14 protein-coding genes are annotated in these 19,003 nt (G+C 62.8%); 11 read left to right on the top strand and 3 right to left on the bottom strand.

The genetic code is table 11. The features are described 5' to 3' along the window. Nucleotides 1–11 precede the first annotated feature (11 nt). The 4 genes from kdpC (at nt 12) to K7G81_RS12520 (ending at nt 5,602) form a co-directional block, all read left to right on the top strand. Nucleotides 12–608 (top strand): potassium-transporting ATPase subunit KdpC, encoded by a 597-nt coding sequence (gene kdpC, locus K7G81_RS12535; RefSeq protein ID WP_223031150.1) that lies wholly within the window; start codon nt 12–14, stop codon nt 606–608. Beyond that, nucleotides 605–3,271, top strand: coding sequence for a DUF4118 domain-containing protein (locus K7G81_RS12530; RefSeq protein ID WP_223031149.1), 2,667 nt, complete (start codon nt 605–607; stop codon nt 3,269–3,271). The genes kdpC and K7G81_RS12530 overlap by 4 nt, the downstream gene beginning before the upstream one ends. After that, entirely contained in the window at nt 3,268–3,951 is a 684-nt protein-coding gene (locus K7G81_RS12525) for a response regulator transcription factor (RefSeq protein ID WP_223031148.1), read from the top strand. The genes K7G81_RS12530 and K7G81_RS12525 overlap by 4 nt, the downstream gene beginning before the upstream one ends. A gap of 196 nt (nt 3,952–4,147) precedes the next feature. Further along, nucleotides 4,148–5,602, top strand: a complete 1,455-nt coding sequence (locus K7G81_RS12520) for a CYTH and CHAD domain-containing protein (protein ID WP_223031147.1) — start codon at nt 4,148–4,150, stop codon at nt 5,600–5,602. Between the two features lie 437 nt (nt 5,603–6,039). Here the strand turns inward: K7G81_RS12520 and K7G81_RS12515 are convergent, their stop codons facing one another. The 3 genes from K7G81_RS12515 to K7G81_RS12505 all read right to left on the bottom strand — a co-directional run bounded on the left by K7G81_RS12515 (nt 6,040) and on the right by K7G81_RS12505 (nt 10,000). After that, nucleotides 6,040–6,918, bottom strand: a complete 879-nt coding sequence (locus K7G81_RS12515) for a hypothetical protein (RefSeq protein ID WP_223031146.1) — start codon at nt 6,916–6,918, stop codon at nt 6,040–6,042. Next, entirely contained in the window at nt 6,915–8,558 is a 1,644-nt protein-coding gene (locus K7G81_RS12510; protein ID WP_223031145.1) for an AAA family ATPase, read from the bottom strand. The genes K7G81_RS12515 and K7G81_RS12510 overlap by 4 nt, the downstream gene beginning before the upstream one ends. A gap of 200 nt (nt 8,559–8,758) precedes the next feature. Further along, the gene (locus K7G81_RS12505) at nt 8,759–10,000 is read right to left on the bottom strand and encodes a phospholipase D-like domain-containing protein (protein ID WP_223031144.1); all 1,242 of its coding nucleotides are present in this window, start codon (nt 9,998–10,000) and stop codon (nt 8,759–8,761) included. A gap of 98 nt (nt 10,001–10,098) precedes the next feature. On the opposite strand from K7G81_RS12505, the gene K7G81_RS18115 reads away from it, so the two are divergent. From K7G81_RS18115 to K7G81_RS12470, 7 genes are all read left to right on the top strand, one after another. After that, nucleotides 10,099–11,124, top strand: coding sequence for a hypothetical protein (locus K7G81_RS18115; protein WP_255586996.1), 1,026 nt, complete (start codon nt 10,099–10,101; stop codon nt 11,122–11,124). After that, nucleotides 11,102–12,136, top strand: a complete 1,035-nt coding sequence (locus tag K7G81_RS12495; RefSeq protein ID WP_223031143.1) for a hypothetical protein — start codon at nt 11,102–11,104, stop codon at nt 12,134–12,136. The genes K7G81_RS18115 and K7G81_RS12495 overlap by 23 nt, the downstream gene beginning before the upstream one ends. A gap of 874 nt (nt 12,137–13,010) precedes the next feature. Continuing rightward, nucleotides 13,011–14,981, top strand: a complete 1,971-nt coding sequence (locus K7G81_RS12490; protein WP_223031142.1) for an energy transducer TonB — start codon at nt 13,011–13,013, stop codon at nt 14,979–14,981. Between the two features lie 459 nt (nt 14,982–15,440). After that, the gene (locus tag K7G81_RS12485) at nt 15,441–16,418 is read left to right on the top strand and encodes a ferritin-like domain-containing protein (RefSeq protein WP_223031141.1); all 978 of its coding nucleotides are present in this window, start codon (nt 15,441–15,443) and stop codon (nt 16,416–16,418) included. A 31-nt stretch (nt 16,419–16,449) separates the two neighbouring features. After that, nucleotides 16,450–17,457: a ferritin-like domain-containing protein gene (locus K7G81_RS12480; RefSeq protein WP_223031140.1), complete on the top strand. Its 1,008-nt coding sequence runs from the start codon at nt 16,450–16,452 to the stop codon at nt 17,455–17,457. A 208-nt stretch (nt 17,458–17,665) separates the two neighbouring features. Further along, nucleotides 17,666–18,241 carry a sigma-70 family RNA polymerase sigma factor gene (locus K7G81_RS12475; protein ID WP_369412105.1) on the top strand — a complete coding sequence of 192 codons (576 nt, stop codon included), beginning with the start codon at nt 17,666–17,668 and terminating at the stop codon, nt 18,239–18,241. Further along, nucleotides 18,231–18,959, top strand: coding sequence for an anti-sigma factor (locus tag K7G81_RS12470; protein WP_223031138.1), 729 nt, complete (start codon nt 18,231–18,233; stop codon nt 18,957–18,959). The genes K7G81_RS12475 and K7G81_RS12470 overlap by 11 nt, the downstream gene beginning before the upstream one ends. Nucleotides 18,960–19,003: the final 44 nt, after the last annotated feature.

The raw sequence follows: 19,003 nt of genomic DNA, 5'->3' as shown, positions 1-19,003 counted from the left end.
GAACTCGTCCGATGTCCAAGGAACTCACTGCCGCGCTGCGCCCCGCGATCGTCATGACGTTGCTGTTCGCGGCGCTGCTCGGCCTCGCCTATCCGGCGCTGCTGACCGGCATTGGCCAGCTCGTCTTTCCCGTTCAGGCGAACGGCAGCCTGATCCGCGACCAGGGCCACGTTGTCGGCTCGTCGCTGATCGGCCAGCAATTCGATTCGGCGCGCTATTTCCATAGCCGCCCTTCCGCCGCTGGAACGGGCTATGACGCCACCGCGTCGTCGGGTTCAAACCTTGGCCCGACCAGCAAGGTGCTTGCCGACCGCGTCCGCACCGATCTCGCCGCGCTGCCCAAATCACCGGAAGGGACCGTCCCCGCCGATCTGGTGACCGCCTCCGCCTCGGGGCTCGACCCCGACATCAGCCCCGAGGCGGCTTTTCTCCAGACCGCGCGCGTCGCCAAGGCACGCGGCCTGCCCGAAGCGAGCGTGCGCCAGTTGGTCGCGGATAATGTCCGCCAGCCTTTGCTCGGCGTCATCGGTGAACCGCGCGTCAACGTGCTGTTGCTTAATCGCGCGCTCGACAGGATGGCATCGGCGGGCGCAAAAGCGGCCGGGTGACCGACGCCGCTCCCGACCCCCGCCCCGATCCAGAGGCCCTGCTGCGCGCCGCCGCGCAGGAGGGCCGCGGTCGGTTGAAGCTGTTTCTCGGCGCCGCGCCGGGCGTCGGTAAGACCTATGAGATGCTCAAGCAGGCGGCGGCGCGACATGATGCCGGCACCGATGTGGTAATCGGCGTTGTCGAGACCCATGGCCGCGCCGAAACCGAGGCGCTGACCCGCGGCTTGCCGGTCATCCCGCGGCGCACGATCGACCATCAGGGCCATTTGCTCGAGGAAATGGATCTCGACGCAGTGCTCGCCCGCCGACCGCAGCTCGTGCTGGTTGACGAGCTGGCCCATAGCAATGCCCCCGGCAGCCGCCACGACAAGCGCTACCAGGATGTCGAGGAATTGCTCGCGGCGGGAATCGACGTGTTCTCGACCGTCAACATCCAGCATCTCGAAAGCCTCAACGATATCGTCGCGTCCTTCACCAAGGTTCGCGTACGCGAAACCTTGCCTGATCGCGTGCTCGAACATGCTGATATCGAGGTGGTCGACATTCCGCCCGACGAGCTGATCCAGCGACTGCGTGATGGCAAGGTTTACGTGCCCCACGAAGCGAGCCGGGCGCTCGGCAACTTCTTCTCCAAATCCAACCTCTCAGCGCTGCGCGAGCTGGCGCTGCGCCGCGCGGCGCAGACCGTCGACACACAGATGCTGGATTATCTGCGCGCGCATGCGCTCGCCGGCACCTGGGCAGGCGGTGAACGGATCGTCGTCGCGGTCAGCGAGCTGGAGGGCGCCGCCACGCTGGTCCGCGCCGCCAAGCGGCTGGCCGACGCGCTGGGCGCGCCATGGACCGCGGTGCATATCGAAACCCCACGCGGACGCCGCTTCGGCGATGCGGAGAACGCCAGCATCGCGGCGACACTGCATCTTGCCAGCCAGCTTGGCGGGCAGGTCGCATCGGTGCCGGCGGAAACCGTGATCGACGGCTTGAAGCGCTTTGCCGTCGAGGCGCGCGCGACCCAACTGATCGTCGGCAAGTCGACCCGGTCGCGGCTATTCGAGCTGCGCCATGGTTCGGTTGTCGACCGCGTCGTGCGCGAAACGCCCGGCGTCGCCGTCCATGTATTGCCTTTGTCCGACAACCCCCGCCGCCGGACCCGGCCGTCGCGCCTGCACGGCGGCTGGGGACGCCCGCGCGACTATGCCGTCGCGCTGGCGCTGACCGCGTTCGTCACGCTGATTGGCACCGCGCTGTTCTCGGCAGGCAACATCACCAATGTCGGGCTGCTGTTCCTGTTGCCGGTGATGATCGTCGCGACCCGCTACGGTATGCGGCTGGGCGTCATCACCGGACTGGTCTCCTCGCTTGCCTATAATTTCTTCTTCATTCCACCGACCCATACCTTCACCATTCAGGATCCCCAGAATATTCTGACGGTGCTGGTGCTGCTTGGCGTCGCGGTGACGAGCAGCCAGCTCGCCGCGAGGGTGCGGGATCAGGCGCTGCTGGCGCAGGAGAGCGCAGCGCAGAACAGCGCGCTCGCCGGCTTCGCCCGGCAACTGACCGCGATCAGCAAGCGCGACGAGCTTGGTCAGCTCTTGTGCGCCGAGATCGGCCGGCTGCTCGATGCGCACGCGGTGCTGTTGTTCCCCGAAAATGGCGAGCTGGAAGTAATCGCGGCGGTGCCCCCGGAAGACCGGCTGGCCGCGATCGAGCAGGCCGCTGCGCGCTGGGCTTATGAGAACAACCGCCCCGCCGGCCGCAGCTCCGAGACGCTGACCGCATCGGAATGGCTGTTCCATCCGCTGTCCGCCGGCGGTCACGCGCGCGCGGTCATGGGGTTGGCGCGCCCCGATGCCGGGGCGATCCGATCGGATCAGCTGCCGTTGCTGCTCAGCCTGCTCGACCAGGCCGCGTTGGCGCTCGAGCGAATCGAACTCGAGGCCGAGATGACGAGCGTTACCCAGCTCAAGGAACGCGACCGTCTGCGCGCGGCGCTGCTTTCGTCGGTCAGCCACGACCTGCGCACGCCGTTGACAACGATCCTCGGCACGCTCGGCGAGATCGCCCCGGCGTCGGACGTCCAGGCCGAGCAGCTTGCGGCCGCCCGCACCGAGGCAGAGAGGCTCAATCGTTTCGTTGCCAACCTGCTGGACATGGTGCGGATCGAGGCCGGCGCGCTTGATCAGTCGCTCGAACCGGTCGATTTGGTCGATGCGGTTGGCGCTGCCGTGCACGATCTGCGGCGGATCCTGCCCGGCCATAAGCTGCATATCCGGATTCCCCCCGACTTGCCGTTCGTAATCGTCGATCCGCAGCTGTTTCACCACTGCCTGATCAACCTGATCGAGAACGCGGCCAAATACGGCTTGCCGGAGGGCGCGATCGAAATCGTTGCACACCGCCGGCACGATGCCCTGTCGCTGCACATCGTCGACGAAGGCCCGGGCCTGCCGGGCGACGACCTGGCGCGCGTCTTCGAAACCTTCACGCGGATCGAAGGCTCTGACCGCAAGGGAGGAACAGGACTGGGTCTGGCCATCGTCAAGGGTTTTGCCGAGGCGATGGGCCTCACCGTGTCGGCCGCCAATCGCGAGGACGGCAAGGGCGCGCGCTTCACGATCCACTTCCCGTCCGATCGCATCCGTGCCGGAGACATGGCCGCATGACCACGAGGCCGAAGCTGTTGCTGGTCGACGACGAGCCGGCGATTCGCAAGCTGCTCGGTGCCGCGCTGGCGCGCGGCGATTACCGCATCGTCGAGGCGGGCACCGCGCGAGAGGCGCTCAACGCGGTGCAGATCGACAAGCCCGAGGCGGTGCTGCTCGATCTGGGTCTGCCTGATCGCGACGGGCTCGAGCTCGTTCCCTTACTCAAGGCGGCGGGTGTCGCGTTGATCGTCGTGTCGGCACGCGACGCGACCGAACAGAAGGTTGCCGCTCTCGATCTCGGCGCCGACGATTACGTGACCAAGCCGTTCGACACCGAAGAGGTGCTGGCGCGCGTGCGCACTGCCCTGCGCCATCGCCTCGCGCTCAGCACCGATGCCGCGATGCTCACGATTGGCGCGATCGAAATCGATCTCGACGCCCGCACGGTGCTCAATCGCGGCGAAGAGGTTCATCTGACGCCGAAGGAATATGCCTTTCTCGCCGAGCTTGCCCGGCATCCGGGCAAGGTCGTCACCCACAGTCAGCTGCTCCGCGAAGTCTGGGGGCCTGGCCATGAAAACGACGTCGAATATCTGCGCGTTGCTGTTCGCGGCGTGCGCCGAAAGCTGGGTGAGGATCTGGCGGGCGGCTCGATCATTCGCAACGAGCCGGGCATCGGATACCGGCTACGCGGCTGACGCATCCGGCGCCCGGCGAACGCGGCGCATGCCAGCCGCACTGCCGATCGGCCGGCACTCCGGGCTAGCCCTGATTCCGTCAGCGCGGCGACACCGGCATCCTGTGGTAGGATGGCGCATCGCCAAGCGGCCGCAGGCTTCTGTCGCTGCCTCACGCCGTCATGTGGAGCCGCGTCGCAATGATGCAGGATGGGCCATGAACAATGCGCAAGCGGCGAGCCGCCAGGTGCCGCGCGAACTGGAGATCAAGCTCGATCTCACGCCGATCGACGCCGCGATGCTCGAAGCGTCGCTCGCGGGCGCGCTGTCGCCGGATCGCATCGAGCAGCGGGCGATCTATTTCGATACGCCGGACGGCCTGCTGCGCCGCGCCGGCCTTACGCTGCGAATTCGCGAAACCGAGGGATGCCTGGTCCAGACGGTCAAGACATGGCCCGATGGCGCCGGCTTGTTCGATCGCGCCGAATGGGAAAAATGCGTCGCGGCGCTCCGGCCCGTAATCGACCCGCGGGTGACGGGCATCACGCTCGATCGCCGCCTGCTGTCGGCATTGGCGCCGGCATTCGAGATCCGCGTGCTGCGGCATCGCTGGGCCGCAGTGCACCATGGCGGCATCGAGCTGGCGATCGACCAAGCGACCATCGTCGCGGCCGACCGGGAAGCGCGCTTCGCTGAGCTCGAATGCGAGTTGAAGCACGCCGGTCCGGACGCGGCCTTCGCGCTGGTCCGGCGCCTTGCCGAGGCCGTACCGTTGCGCCTGGGTGTGTCGAGCAAGGCCGAGCGCGGCTTTCGCCTGCTGGGTGCGGCCCAATCCGCGTTCAAGGCCGAGCCGCTCGCGCTCGGCATCGACATGACCTCGCGGCAGGCGTTCGTGACGATAATGATCGCGTGCCTGCGGCACTATCGCCTCAACGAATCCATTCTTCTGGAGCGGCGCGAACCCGAGGCGGTGCACCAGGCCCGCGTCGCATTACGGCGCCTGCGTTCGGCGCTGGCATTGTTCGACGTGCTGCTCGACGATCGCGCGCGAGCCTTCGATGCCGCGTTGCAATCGCTGGCACGAACGCTCGGCGACGCGCGTGATCTCGACGTGGTGCTCGGCCGTGACGACTGCACCGAATGGGAAGCGGCATTATTGCGGCGGCGCGACGCTGCCTATGACGCGGTGGAAGCACGCCTGCGGACGGAAGAGACGCGTGCACTTTTCGTCGACATCGCCGGGTGGCTGGCCAGCGACCTCCCGACATCGCGCGCCGGGGCCGAGCCGATCGTCGCCTTCGCCGGGCGGGCATTGGCGCAGGAATTTCGCAAGCTGGCGCGGCGCAGCAAGGGCTTCGTCGGCCTGAGCCCGGCCCGCCGACATCGCGTGCGCAAGGCTGCGAAGCGCCTCCATTACGCCAATGATTTCTTCGCGGCGACCTTCGCACCATTCGGCCATCACCGCCGCATCGATCAGTTCGGCAACGCCGTTGACAGTCTCCAGGACAAGCTGGGCGCGCTCAACGACCGAGCGGTTCACCGAACGATCGTCGCCGATCTGGCGGGCGGTGCGAGCCGCGATGCCCGGACGGGAACAAACGATACGCGGCTGCTGAAATCGACCAAGCGCGCTCTCGATCGTGTCCTCGACGCGCGCCGCTATTGGCACTGAACCCCGACCGTCGCTGACCCTAAATCCGAGGAGCGCTTCGCGCCTCGGGCACGAAATTGGCTGTTTGGATAAAGCAAATGGTGCCCAGAAGAGGACTCAATTCTCGAAAATATCTAATTGAATCCGTTTTTTAATCGACATTCGACTTTTCTGGTGGCCCAGTCAGTGGCCCGAAGTGACGAACGCAGTGACGGTTCGAGTTCCGTTTTCCAGGGGTGCCGGCCTCGCTTCAGAACATAACGCTCCGCCCCGAAAATTCTCAAGAGCGCCTGCCATAGATCATAACGGGCCGACTCTCGCCCTGACTATAAACAGATCTTGCGGCAGGAACTGGGACAAACCTGCCGGTGCCGATGACCATGTCGAACGGCAGGTCCTGTTAAGAGCCGACATTCGGCGTTTGCTTGCCAGGCGTCCAAGCAGGAACGGGCTTGCAATCAAAGGTTCACCAAGGGCCCATTTTGCGCGCGGCCGGGGCCCCAGAGTGCGGCGAACAACCAGTCGACCACGCTGTCTTCGAGGAGGCCGGTAACCAGCATCGAACCCCAGCTGTTCTTGCTACCGGTGGATTCATCGACCTCTTGCCGCTCCTCCTCCAGCAAATCTACCAGTTCGGCGCGGCTACCGGGATTTGTTTTCAGTGCACGTATGACGAGGCTTGGCTTCAGGACAAGCTTGCTCCACTCCCCGGCGATCCACTCTTTCACCCTCGTTCGTCGAACAACCTGTGTCAGATGGAACTCCACTGCATTGCGGAAAGGATGCGCCGCATCCAACGTTCCATGCAGGGTGACCTTCGGGACGGGCCCAAGATCACGAAAGCGAGCCCGAAGCAGGCGCTCCCTGAGGATGTCGTCATAATACGGATGAAGAAGCCTAGCCCCAGGGTGTGCGGGCAAGCTGAGCACATCGGTCCGTAGCAGGTTGCACTTGCAAGCCGGGACCAGATTCATTCCAAAGATCGAAAAGCAAGGATAGTCGGCCTTCGGCATGAAGTGGTCAAGCGTGCCACCACCGGCCGAGCCGCACATTGGGCAGGTCTTCACTTCACCGTCCAGGCGAAGCTTGTCGATGAATTCGATGTCCTGGTTCGGGCTGGCGTAATGGGCCTTTAGAAGCGCTGCGAGTTCCGGCGGGATTGGAACATTCTGGATCTGCGACACATCGCCATTCATCGCGGCATATTGCTGATATCCGGCCCGCACCGCGGCGAGGTTGTCGCGAAGCAGAGGGTAGCTGTTGACCAGCTCATTGTTTGAGAGGGCAATAATTGCCGCGTCGTCATTGAAGAAAACCGGGCGGTCCAGGCGCTTCAATTCTCTTCCTCCACCTTCGCTCGAATTTCTCCCAGGAGGTCCAGTGAAAGTTCGTCCTTATATTCCGCGAAAATCTGGCGCCACGGCAGCTTGGTCGAGGCAATCCTTTCCTCGACCTGCTGAGCAAGCCGGGATGGTTCGTCCTCGCCGAAGACGAAGTATGAGATCGATCCAACGTCCGCGCCGAACGTTCGCAGGCGGGGAATCTCGGTGCTTATCCATCGATCCTTGTCCGAACGCAGGACGCGGACCTGATCTTCAAACGCCTCGCGAACGAAATATGCCGAGTGTGTCGCAATGATTGCGGCGGACCCGGTCTGCTTCAACAGGCTGTCGAGGAGCGCCACAAACTGGCTGATGAAGTTTGGATGGAGGTGCGTCTCAGGCTCGTCGAACAGCAGCAGCGAGCTGTTTTCGATGTAGAGACTTGCCATGGCGGCGAAGCGCACGAAGGCCAGCTCGCCACTGCTCAACGGGAACGCCTCGTCACCAGTTAACCGCTTGGGCTCCTCACGCTCATCGATCAACGAGAAGACATCGAGCAGCTCTTCACCGCGCAAATTTCCCAGCTCCGAGAGGCGAATCCCGTCACGGCCTGATCGGCCAAAACCGAGCACCAGTTCATCGTAAATGTCGATCGCGCGAATGGCGCCGAGGAATAACTCGATCCTGGGGATGCCCGCGATCCTCTCGTCAGTCCGCGCAAGCTGCACGATCAAGTCGGACGCCGTCTGTCGACCACGTCCTATGCCAGCGTGCGTCAGCGACATTCGGCGATACCAGACGCGCTCACCTCTGCGATGTGCAGGAAAGACAGATGAGCCCGATTGCGTCGGATAAAATGCGAGCAGCCTGTTCAGCTGGGGCCTGCCCCCATCGCCGTCGGTCAACTCGCCGGTGCTGCGAAGAGCCGACCGCGCAATCCGGCTAAGGACCTGACTTTTTCCAACACCGTTCTTACCGATGACGATCGCGAAGCGCTTCGGGAGAACCGGTTCGTGCTGTTTGAAACTGAACCGCAAATCATGAGGGTTCGGTCGACCTTTCAGATGAAACTGGATGTGGAGCTCTTCGGATAGGGCGCCAGTTTCCTCGAATTCCTCACCGTCGAGAATCGTCTCGGCATTCTTCCAGGCGAAATAGGTTTCGGATTGCCGCAGGAAGCCTCGGGAAAAGACCTTGCGGCCCTTCGCCTCGCGTAACCATCCGCCGGTGGCGCCGGCGCCTGCCTCTACCATATCTTTCATTGCACGAAGGGCACGCGATCCCTCGTGCGGCCCAAGCGCCGATATGATTTTCCGATATGCCTGCATGTCGGGAAGGATCGTGAAGTAATCAGGCATGTCATCGGCCGTGATCGTGTCGCCTGCAGCCTCATCCATCGCGTCGAGTAGATCTCGGACATCACCGTGCCGCCGGGTCTTGCCGTGGAACCCGAGAAAAGCGCCTGCTCGAAAATTTGGCTCCAGGTCGGTGCTGACGGGAGGCGTGATCACGATATCGACGCGGATCCGGTAACCGTCATCGGTTTCCCGATTGTCGTTGGGCGAAATCACGATTGTCGACGGCTCGGGAAAAGTTATCGGGTCCAATTCCCGCGTGAAGATCACTCGGTATGGATCGACAGTTTCTGCGGGCATTCAGCAAGCTTCCCCAAGCGACCAGTTGGCCGACGGCCAACTGCCGAGGAATAGGAGAGCGGCCGCGTCACGACAACTACTTCGATTTACAGGCTGAAAGAATGGCGAGTTCCTGCGAGGGATAGCACGCACGGCAGATGTGCCCGCATGATCTGCGGCCCGCCGCTCAAGTGACGCAAAGTAAATTCTTCAGACTCCTCTCATTCGGCTGTTCCTAGCGCGTCATCCTCATCGTCGGGCTCGGGCGAATTCCAATATGCAAAGTTGAACAAGACATCGAGCTCGCCAAGGTCCCGAAGGCCCAGATTCTTGCATAGCGTGACGGCGTCGGAGGCAAAACGCCGATAGGTCTTATCATCCAGGTTCGATTTGGCCGGCTTGCCAGGATAACCGCGGATGTTGGCGAGCCCGAGCCCAGCGACGGAATTCCGGTTCATCACGGGAAAGCGTTTGGGATCTCGCGTGTGAAGAATCTCTGTTAGGACATTGGTGCCCGCGCGCGGGATTTTGTCGAAGAAGCTCTTCAAAAGCTCAAATAGCGCGCCGGCATCCTGTGACGGCTCAGCCGCGAGGGCCCTTAATGCGGCCTGATATTGTGGGGCCTTCTTCGCTAGGGAGGCTTTTCCCCGGTGAAGGCCGCCGGAGTGCCAGTAACGAAGTTGCTCCTCGTAGCGCGGAAGAAAATCGCGTGGCTTCAGATCGTGCGCGCCCGCGAGATCAGATAGCAGTTTGACCGCCTTGCGATAATTGCGCCGTCGTTGTTTCACCTGGGCGCTGAAACCGTCCGGACCGTTGTCCTCCTGCATCTCTGCCAGAAGATCTTTCAAGACGATGGTCTGTCCGGACGGCGCGTCCATGGAGCGACGTGCGCGCTTCTCCGCCGCCTTCATCGTGGCCCGGTAGATATCTCGGCGTTGTTCATAGCGATTGATGAGGGCAGGCTTCGCCTCGACGATGTCACGCTCCTTGACCCGGTTTGCAATCCACTGATCCAGGCGCTTCCTCCATTTTCCATCGGCGCCCGACAGCGCAACGGAGAGCTCGTGATTGTCGGAAAAGCCACCGGATGTCATATTTGCCGAACCGACGACCAGCGCCTCCTCTCTCTTGCTTTTGAACCAGTAGACCTTCGGGTGGAGCGTGCAGCGATCGGCCTCAGGCCCCATGTAGACGCTGACCTTGCCCCCAATCTTGGCGGCGGAAGCCCGCAGACGCAGAAGTGACCGAAGGACTTCGGGTTCGCTCTGGAAAAAGTCGATTCCCACGACGAATGTTGCGCTCAGACCATTTGCCACGCGGTCGGCGAGCGTCTCGAGTAGGAGCCTAAGCCCGGACATTTTGGCGAACGCGACGATGCAGATGAAGGAGTCTGCAGTCTCGAGATGCCGTATGATCAGGCTCGCGTGATCCTCTTCCGGTCCATTCTCCAACAGCAAATCCATGCGCCAACTCCAACTTCTATAGGAAGATAGAAACAACTAGCCGCAGCCGACGATTTGAGGGAAGCTCCATTGCAGATTGGTAAGGTGTGCGAGAGAAAATGGCAGAAATCGATGATTCCGAACCTGCGGAACACAGTCATACACCACCGGGCTGGCCGATCGAGATAGTTGAGTTCAAACCGAGCGGCAAAGCACCCAAGAAGTATGGCGACAACGTGTACCGTTTCGGCGCTGCGCTTACCATGAGTGTGATCCTTCCCCGACGCGGATGGACACTTGTTAAGAAGAGCAAGGATTACGCCTATTTGAAACCGCCGCCTGGAGAGGCGGGCCCACCTTTCCGAATTTCGATTGCGGTTCCCACCCAAGCAGAATGCGTAGCCCTGGCCGAACGCAGCTATGCACGCGGTGAGTCGTGGATGGGCCAACTCGGTGAGTGGCCGGCGTGGTACTATCCTGAGCGCAATCGCGACACGCGCCGGCTCTGGCGCAACCGGGCGACCGGCGAGATGGAGTCCGAGCTTCTTCCCAGCCCGCCGGAATCGAGTCTACACATTGGTGAATGGGGAATCTGGGAAGCAAAGGCTACCGGGCAGGCTGGACGCTTTGCCGTTGGGATGTTCGCGCCAGGCACGATCCCGAACCTAGCTTTGTCAGAGCCTACAGAGCCACTCATTGAAGGCGCTGCGACGCCCGTCGAACTCACAAGATATGAGAACGCAGCCCAGAGGCGCGCCGCCTTTGCCTCGCGCATTATGGCGCCCAGTGTCAGGCGTGCGACCTCAAATATGAGGAAAAATATGGCGCGATTGGCGCAGGCCTCATTCACGTCCATCATGTTACGCCGCTATCGGCAATCGGCGAAGCTTATGAAGTGGATCCGATCCACGATCTCGTCCCACTCTGCGCCACATGTCATCATGTCGTGCATCGACGAGATCCCCCCTTCACCGTGGCAGAGCTCCGGCGCGCGATCGCAGAGCAGGCCAGCCAAGGTTAGGCTGATCTCAGATCGCGCGCGATGTTCACGGCGGCCAAAGTTTTTCGGCGAACCACACCGCTTCCCACAGACAGAAGTCAAGCAAGAGATCGGATACCCAGGTGCAGCCCACGATCCCCTTTGAGTTCAGTCCATCGGCGCTCGATGTCGAGGAGCACCTTATCTACAAGCCGCTCGAGGGCGGCGTGCAGGTCTCGTGGCCGCTGGTGGGCGCGAAGTTCAAGCAGCGAGAGAAGAGCAAAGAGATCGGCCTGCTGGAAGGGCTCGAACTCGACAATCCCTTGTTTAAAATGCACGGATATTCTGGCTTCTCCGTCGGCAGCTATCATGAATTCGTTGTCGGCGATCTTGGTCCCTGCTGGGGGTACAAGATGGGACGTGTCGAGGTGACCATTGGCGCGGCCACGCCACTCGCTGCCTATGTGTTCGACCCCTTCTATCGGGAGAAGTGGTTTGGCGATTGGGATCTCCTCCAATCGATTCGGATCATCGGCGCTGCGATGGAAGATGCCGAATTGGCTTACGCGAACGCTGCCATCCGATATGCCGAGCAGTTCCACCGCACGCCAAGGTTGATGGACTTTGGCGATCTCGATTTTCTCTGGTCGGAGGAAGAGGAAGCGCCCGAACCGGACATCACGGTCGGCCCTCCGATGATTTCTCAGATTGAGCCGTTGCGGTTCTTCCTCAGCGGCTCGTCCAACCCCGATGCCACGTCACGCTGCATCGCCTTCTATCGCGTTATCGAGTATTTCTCCTTTTTTGCCAATCAGAAGGATTTCTCCCAGCTCAGGCATGATCAGAACGTCAGCGACGGCGTTTTCGTGAAGAAGGTGGTCGAGCTCGTCACCAAGGACGAGAAGGGTCCTATTCTCAAGCTCGTCAATCTCCTCGCGGATGGCGAACTGATCGCCAGGGCTGCCGAGAGAGGCTTGCTCGGCGAGAACGGCAGCGCCAATCTGGGCGAGGAACTCTACAAGTTTCGCAACTCGATCGTGCATGGGAAGCAGTCGTTCGGGTATGAGCTGTTTTCTCCTTCGCTGTTCCACGACGACACTTCGAGTGACAAGTGGCAGGGCATACTTCGGGAACTCGCGCATGCTGCGTTGCAGGCTTACGGTGTTCACAAGGCATGATCCCGCGCTTGGGTTAGTGGTCCGACATCGCCGGCAAACGTCCTTTCGTGCGGAGCTGCCGGACGATGCCACTGTAGGCAGCGTATAACGCCTGACTGCGACCGATATCGTGATTCGATCCAGCTGCTTCCCAGACGGACAGAAGCCATTCGTCAGTGCAGCGGCCGCGCAAGACCCACAGTGCGAGCGCGACGCCCTGCGTCCGAACTCTGCACTTCACCACCGCGCCTCGCGCAGGACGTTGAGCGCGCGATCGATAGTGCCGTCGGGTGCCTTTGCTGAGGAAAGGGTGGGGGTGCCAGACATGCCAGATTAGTGGCCTTCGGGGATGCCTCCCGTCCACAGCAGTAACCGGAATGGGCGCGTTGCTGCCAAGGGGCTGCGCGCTGGGCGAGTGGCTGGTTCCGGTGGAAGCTGCCGTCCAAGGCCGATCAGCGAACGACGTATTTTGGTCGGGAGCCGCCTCTTCCGGCAGGCAACGGTTCCAGGTCTCTAGCCCCGAACAGAGCCGCCCTTAAGCGACCCAGACTCGCTCCCCGAAACCTGCCTTTCGTTCATCGATGAACGTGTCAGGATTGGCGACCGAGTGTACGGACGGCTCGGAAGAGCTGAATACGGTGGGCAATTCGCCGAACCTGTCGTTCGGCCAAGCTCACGAGGCGTGGGCAACTTCGCGGCGTCCTCAGAGTCGTTGCAGCGCCCGGTCAGTCGCGCCGCCGCTTCAGCGATCGCCTCGACATCGCAGCCGTCATTCTTCTGCGCCTACACATACAGCCGCACATACCTGGGTGTCGGATTGATGTTTAGTCACGGCGGCACTGGCGCGAAGCTACAGGGCGTGCAACATTGCCGCCCATCAGCAGGAGGGGGAATAATGAGGAAATTTGCGTGGCTTATCGGCGTCGCGGCGTGCGTGCTCGGCTCCGGTGCATGGGCATCGTCCGGCAATGGTCGGGCGGCGTCCGACCAGGCCTTCCAGACCGCGCTGGCCCAGCACAACCTCTACGCTGCGGGCGTCGCCTTGAACGATCTCGTGGACGCACGACTGCCGGCCAAGGACACGGGCAGGCCCGACCCACTCCTCGACCGCTTGTTTGCCGACCTTTTCGCCGCCAGCGGTCATCTGTCGTCGGCGGGGCCAATTCTCCGGCGGGTGCTTGACGATCCCGCCCCCCCGGAGCCCAATCACTACCGCCTGCTGTTCGCATCCTATGAGGAGAGCGCGGGCGCGTGGTCGGATGCGGAAGCCCTGTATCGGAAGGTCGCCGACAATCCCAAGTCGTCACCCGAAACCGCCCTTTCGGCCCAGTTTGGGATCGCTCGGCTCCAGATGGCCACCGATCCGTCCGCCGCGCTGGCAACCTTGACCGCCATCGACCGCAACCACGTTCCAGACAACATGGCGTGGGAGGTCGATCTTCTCATCGAACGAGCCGCCAATATGGCCGGACCGGACAAGGCGGCTATGGCAGCATCGGCGCTGGATCGAGCTTGGGCAGAAGCCGCCAATGCCGGTGTCGCGGACGGCGCCGTTGCCCAGGTTGCAAATGATCGCGCGCTCGCCGCCGGTCGGAAAGGCGATCGTGAGACACTGATCGCGATGCTCGTCGTGGACAGGTCCGACCGCGGAGCCAATCAGAAGCAAAACATGGTCGTCAGCGACCTGCCGATCTGCGGGGCTGGCGGGATCGGACCAAATGATGTCGTGATCATCGATGTTGCCCACCAACCCCCGGCAGGGCGGCCGGCCGTTGCCTTGGCGTGGGCGAGCCGTCCGGGCATTGCCGCTCCTTTCCTGCTCGCAGCGGAGCGCAGCGATGCTCCTTCGGTTCCAGATGGACTGGTCGCCTCCTTCGCTTTGCGGTGCCGAACTGTTCCTGCGATGAGCTACGTCGCGCGTAGTTCGATCGTCGAGGACATCGCGGGATGGATGACGGGGCGCGGTGCCTACCCGGCGTCCAACAGCGATGCCGGCGATGGGCTATCATCGCTCGCGACCAAGCTTGCCCAACGTCAGGCAAGGTATGGCTCCAACTCGGTCATGCTGTTGCCGTTGCTGTTTCGCACCGCGATGCCGGGCATGGTCGATTTCAGCGATCCCGAGGGCAGGAAGCACGCGTCGGAGGTAACGGAGCACATCGGCACCATTCTCCAGCAGAACCACGCACCGCCGTCGCTGACGTTGATGTGGCGACTCTCGTCGATCAGCGTAGCGGTTATGGCCCAGACGAAGACGGAAGCTGAGGGCCAGGCCGAGATGCAGGCGTTGCTGCAAAAGATGACCGACGACCCGGCCTTGCCTCTCGATACGCTCTATATGCTCACCAACGGCACCGCCGACATGCCCACCCTTCCAACCGAGTTCAAGCAGATGATGCTCAAATCGACGCTCGACTTGCTGACGCGGAAGGCCCCGGCAGGGGACCAGCGAACTGCCGCTATCGCGCTGCGGCTGCACGAGCTTCTTGCCTCGGCGGGCGACAAGGCCGGTGCCCGGGATGCAATCGCCAGGATCGACATCCCACACGATGCCTGTGAGCTTTCCGATCCACAGCCCCATTACGTCTCGTCGAATATCACCGCGGACGACTATCCCGGCGATCTTGCGTTCATGACCATGCCGGGCGTCAGCACCGCCGAGTTTGATCTCGACGCGTCGGGTGCGGCGCAGAACGGCAGACTGTTGCTGGAAGACCCGCCTTATGCGTTCGACGAGATCGCGTTGGCGCGCATCCCGACCATTCACTACGACCCGGCCCGATTTGACGGGAAGGTGGCGGCGTGCCGGGCGGTAACGCAGAACATCCGGTGGCAGATGCCCAACAGCTACATGGGGATGTGGTGATAACCGGGGTATCCAATGCGGCAGGTCAGATCAGAGTTCGCGCATCATGCGTGAACTTCGCCAACAAGGCCGCCGTTCAAGTGATCGCACACGTATCCGAGAGCCGCTCTACATTCAGGCACGTGCCGGCGGCGACAATCAGGCCGAAAGCCAACTGGTCGTATTCGGGTACGCGATCGCGTGACAGTCGCTCGGTCCCTCTATTGTTTGGTCGATCAAGGCCAAAGCGGGTGCTTGCCGAAATCAACGTTACGAGCCTCTTCCTTGCATCTTTCGCCACACCAGGGCCGTAGCTATCCCCCGCAGCACAACGCCGGCGCACCGGCGGCCGCGAACGTCGGGTAATACCGCCGATGGCGGTGCTTATGCATTTCATATAGTGCTTTGTAATTGTTGCTTTTTTGTGCAACCATTCGGTAATCCCGAACGTATCTCCCGGGCACTTAGGGAGGTTGCAGCATGACCGACACAAGCCAGCAATTGATCTCGGCGTTAGATGCCCGGGTCGACCGGCGAAACGAGCGCCGGGAATTTTTCAAGTCTGCGCTGGGGGCTGCAGCGGTCGCCACCGCCGGTCTCGGTGGCCTCGGTCTCGCCAGTCGCGCGAGGGCTGCGACAGTGACCGACGTCGACGTACTCAACTTCGCGCTCAACCTCGAATATCTCGAGGCGCAATTCTATTCTCACGCCATCTATGGCGACGGCCTTGCTCCCGACATGCTCACCGGCAGCGGGCGGCAAGGGATGGTGATTGGCGGCCGGCGTGTGAATTTCACTGATCCCGCGGTGCAGGCCTATGCTCGCGAGATTGCCCAGGACGAGGTTGATCACGTCAATTTCCTGCGCCAGGCGCTGGGTTCATCGAGCGTGGTGGCGCAGCCGACGATCGACATCTCGTCGGATCCCAACGGTGCGTTCAGCAACGCGGCGCGCGCCGCCGGGCTGATCGGCGCCGGTCAGAGTTTCGACCCGTACGCCAGTGACGAGAACTTCCTGCTCGCTGCGTTCATCTTCGAGGACGTCGGCGTGACGGCCTATAAGGGAGCAGCACCACTGATCAGCAACAAGACCTACCTCGAGGCGGCGGCGGGAATTCTCGCGGTCGAGGCTTATCACGCGAGCCTCATCCGCACGACGCTCTACAGCAAGGGAGTCGCCATGCCATCGTTGCGCACAGGCGCGGACAGGATTTCCGACGCCCGCGACAGTCTCGATGGCAAGGGTGACGACGATCAGGGCATCTCGCCGGTCAACACGAGCAACGGCGTTGTGTCCAACATTGCGCCGCTCGATGCCAATGGGATCGCCTTCGATCGCACGCCCCAGCAGGTGCTCAACGTCGTGTACCTGACCCCCGACACCGCAGACATGGGAGGATTCTTCCCCAACGGGGTCAACGGCACGCTCATGATGAGCGGCGACAGTTCGACCTATTAATCGCGACGCAGCGAATTCAGGGAGATTCCCCATGCAAGATCAGGAAACGCTCATCAGGGTTTTGGACGCGGCCGAAAAGCGCCGCGCCGAACGCCGTCAGTTCATCCGCGCCGCCGGCGGCGCCAGCTTCGCCGCGGGCGGCCTGATGCTCCTCGGCGGCTGCGGGCATGACCATGGCGGTTCGCCGACACCCTCGCCGTCGCCGAGCCCGACGCCGACGCCGACAATGACGCCCGTGACCGACGCCGACGTGCTCAATTTCGCGCTCAACCTCGAATATCTCGAGGCGCAATTCTATTCCTACGCCGCGTTCGGGACTGGATTACCGAGCAACATGCTGACTGGCACGGGCACGCAGGGCAGCGTGACGGGCGGTGCACAGGTCAAATTCACCGACCCGGTGGTTGCCCAATATGCCCGCGAGATCGCCGGCGACGAGATCGCGCACGTCGCTTTCCTGCGTTCCCAGCTCAAGTCGTCAGCGGTGGCGCAACCGGCGATCAACATCAGCGGCGACGCCAATGGAGCGTTCACTGCCGCCGCGCGCGCGGCAGGGGTGGTCGGATCGAGCGGCACCTTCAACCCCTATGCGACTGACGAGAACTTCCTGCTCGGCGCGTTCATCTTCGAGGACGTCGGTGTTACCGCCTACAAAGGTGCGGCGCCGCTCATCAGTAATGCCACCTATCTGGGGGCGGCCGCCGGCATCCTTGCAGCGGAGGCCTATCACGCCGGGCTCATCCGCACGACGCTTTATGCCAAGGGTTTGAACACAGCGGCGTTGATCACCAACGCCGGCAAGATCTCCGACGCACGTGACAGTCTCGACGGTTCGGACGATGACGACCAGGGCATCGCCACCGCGAGCAACGGTGCATCGAACATCGTGCCTTCGGATAGCGACGGGATCGCCTACAGTCGGACCACCGGGCAAGTGCTCAACATCGTTTATCTGAACCCGGCGAAGGTCGCCATGGGAGGGTTCTTCCCGCAAGGCGTCAATGGGACGATCAACATGAGTGCGGGAAGCAGCGGCTAACGGTACTTTTCGCGGCGGCACAAGAGGCTCACCTGCGCCCGGCGCCGCGTCGGTCAGCGGGTGGGCCTCTTGCCGCCGATACGCCAAAATCTCTTGATCCTTGTTGGCGCGGCTCGCTGTCGATTCTCGACATGGCCTCCAATTGCGTGCCGCACAAACTCTTCCCGGCCAATTGTCGCAGAGCTGTCTCTTGGTTATGCCCGATTTTGTGACCGCAGCCGACTCCGATGCCGAACTCGCTCGCGAGCGGCTAACCAACACGCTGGTTCGAACCGGCGCTGAGGATCGCGCCGCTTTCCGTGATCTCTACGATTGCACTTCAGCGAAGCTTTACGGCATCTGCCTTCGTATTTGCGAAGACAGGCAAGCCGCAGAAGACGTGTTGCACGAAGTTTACCTCACGATCTGGAAGCGTGCCGGCGCTTACGAACCCGGCCGTGCCAGCCCGATCACCTGGATGGCGACGATCGCGCGGAATCGGGCGATCGACTGGCGTCGCTCGCAGCAGCGACGCCCCAGCGCGCTGCTCGACGACCTTCCGCCGATCCCCGATGATGCGCCGCTCGCCTCCGACATGATGCTCGCCGAAGAGATTAGCCACCGCCTCCACCTTTGCCTCGACGAGCTCGACCGTAATCAGAAGGACGCGATCCGCACTGCGTTCTTCGACGGCGTCACCTATGCCGAGCTCGCCGAACGCCGCGCGGTGCCGATCGGCACGATGAAGAGCTGGGTGCGGCGCGGGCTCCGGCGATTGAAAGAGTGTCTCGACCGTGACGGATGACCGCACCCCGCCGCCGCCCGAGGCTGAGCCGGATATCATCGCCGCCGAGTTGGCGCTGGGTGTGCTCGATGGTGACGAGCGCGCTGCGGCGTTGCGCCGTGTGCTGGCGGATCCCACCTTCGCGCGAGCGGTCGATCGCTGGCGGCGATATTTTGCCCAGTTGTTCGCGACATGGCCCGAGGTGGCACCGCCCGAACGCTTGTTCGACGGCATCGAAGCCTCCCTCGATCGCGGCACGGCGCAGCCTCGCCGCGCCGGCTGGTGGCCGGCTGTCGCAGGGATCGCCACGCTCGTCGCCGCGTGTTTGGCGCTGGTCCTGCTGCTGCGCCCGGCGTCGCCACCGGCCCCCGTCGTGCCGACCGCCCCGCGCGCAGCTCCGGTGCTGGTCGCGACGCTCACGCCTGCCGATAAGGCGAGCGCGACCAAACCTCTCGCGGCGTTATTCGATCCGGCCAGCAACACACTGCGGGTGGGTGCGGCACCGCTCGCAGGAGGCGACAAGGCGGCCGAATTGTGGCTCATTCCCGCCGATGGCGTGCCGCGCGCGGTGGGGCTGCTCGACGCTGATGCAGCAACGCCGCTGCCGGTCGATCCCCACAATCGCGCGCTGCTCGCGCCCGGCGTCACGCTGGCGGTATCGATCGAGCCTCCCGGCGGATCACCGACCGGCAAGCCGACCGGGCCTGTCGTCGCCACAGGCACGCTGGAGCTGGTCTGATCGCATCTATCTCCAGGCGATCTCGTATCTCCTGACGTACCCGA

This window comes from Hephaestia mangrovi (assembly GCF_019880555.1).
GTDB lineage: Bacteria > Pseudomonadota > Alphaproteobacteria > Sphingomonadales > Sphingomonadaceae > Sphingomonas > Sphingomonas mangrovi.
Note: the sequence above shows the minus strand (reverse complement) of the source record. Positions and strands in the feature narration are given on the sequence as shown.

What these genes read in the sequence shown, in the direction of transcription:
- kdpC (WP_223031150.1), top strand. Translation starts at nt 12, where the DNA reads ATGTCCAAGGAACTCACTGCCGCGCTGCGCCCCGCGATCGTCATGACG.
- K7G81_RS12525 (WP_223031148.1), top strand. Translation starts at nt 3,268, where the DNA reads ATGACCACGAGGCCGAAGCTGTTGCTGGTCGACGACGAGCCGGCGATT.
- K7G81_RS12520 (WP_223031147.1), top strand. Translation starts at nt 4,148, where the DNA reads ATGAACAATGCGCAAGCGGCGAGCCGCCAGGTGCCGCGCGAACTGGAG.
- K7G81_RS12510 (WP_223031145.1), bottom strand. Translation starts at nt 8,558, where the DNA reads ATGCCCGCAGAAACTGTCGATCCATACCGAGTGATCTTCACGCGGGAA.
- K7G81_RS12505 (WP_223031144.1), bottom strand. Translation starts at nt 10,000, where the DNA reads ATGGATTTGCTGTTGGAGAATGGACCGGAAGAGGATCACGCGAGCCTG.
- K7G81_RS18115 (WP_255586996.1), top strand. Translation starts at nt 10,099, where the DNA reads ATGGCAGAAATCGATGATTCCGAACCTGCGGAACACAGTCATACACCA.
- K7G81_RS12490 (WP_223031142.1), top strand. Translation starts at nt 13,011, where the DNA reads ATGAGGAAATTTGCGTGGCTTATCGGCGTCGCGGCGTGCGTGCTCGGC.
- K7G81_RS12485 (WP_223031141.1), top strand. Translation starts at nt 15,441, where the DNA reads ATGACCGACACAAGCCAGCAATTGATCTCGGCGTTAGATGCCCGGGTC.
- K7G81_RS12480 (WP_223031140.1), top strand. Translation starts at nt 16,450, where the DNA reads ATGCAAGATCAGGAAACGCTCATCAGGGTTTTGGACGCGGCCGAAAAG.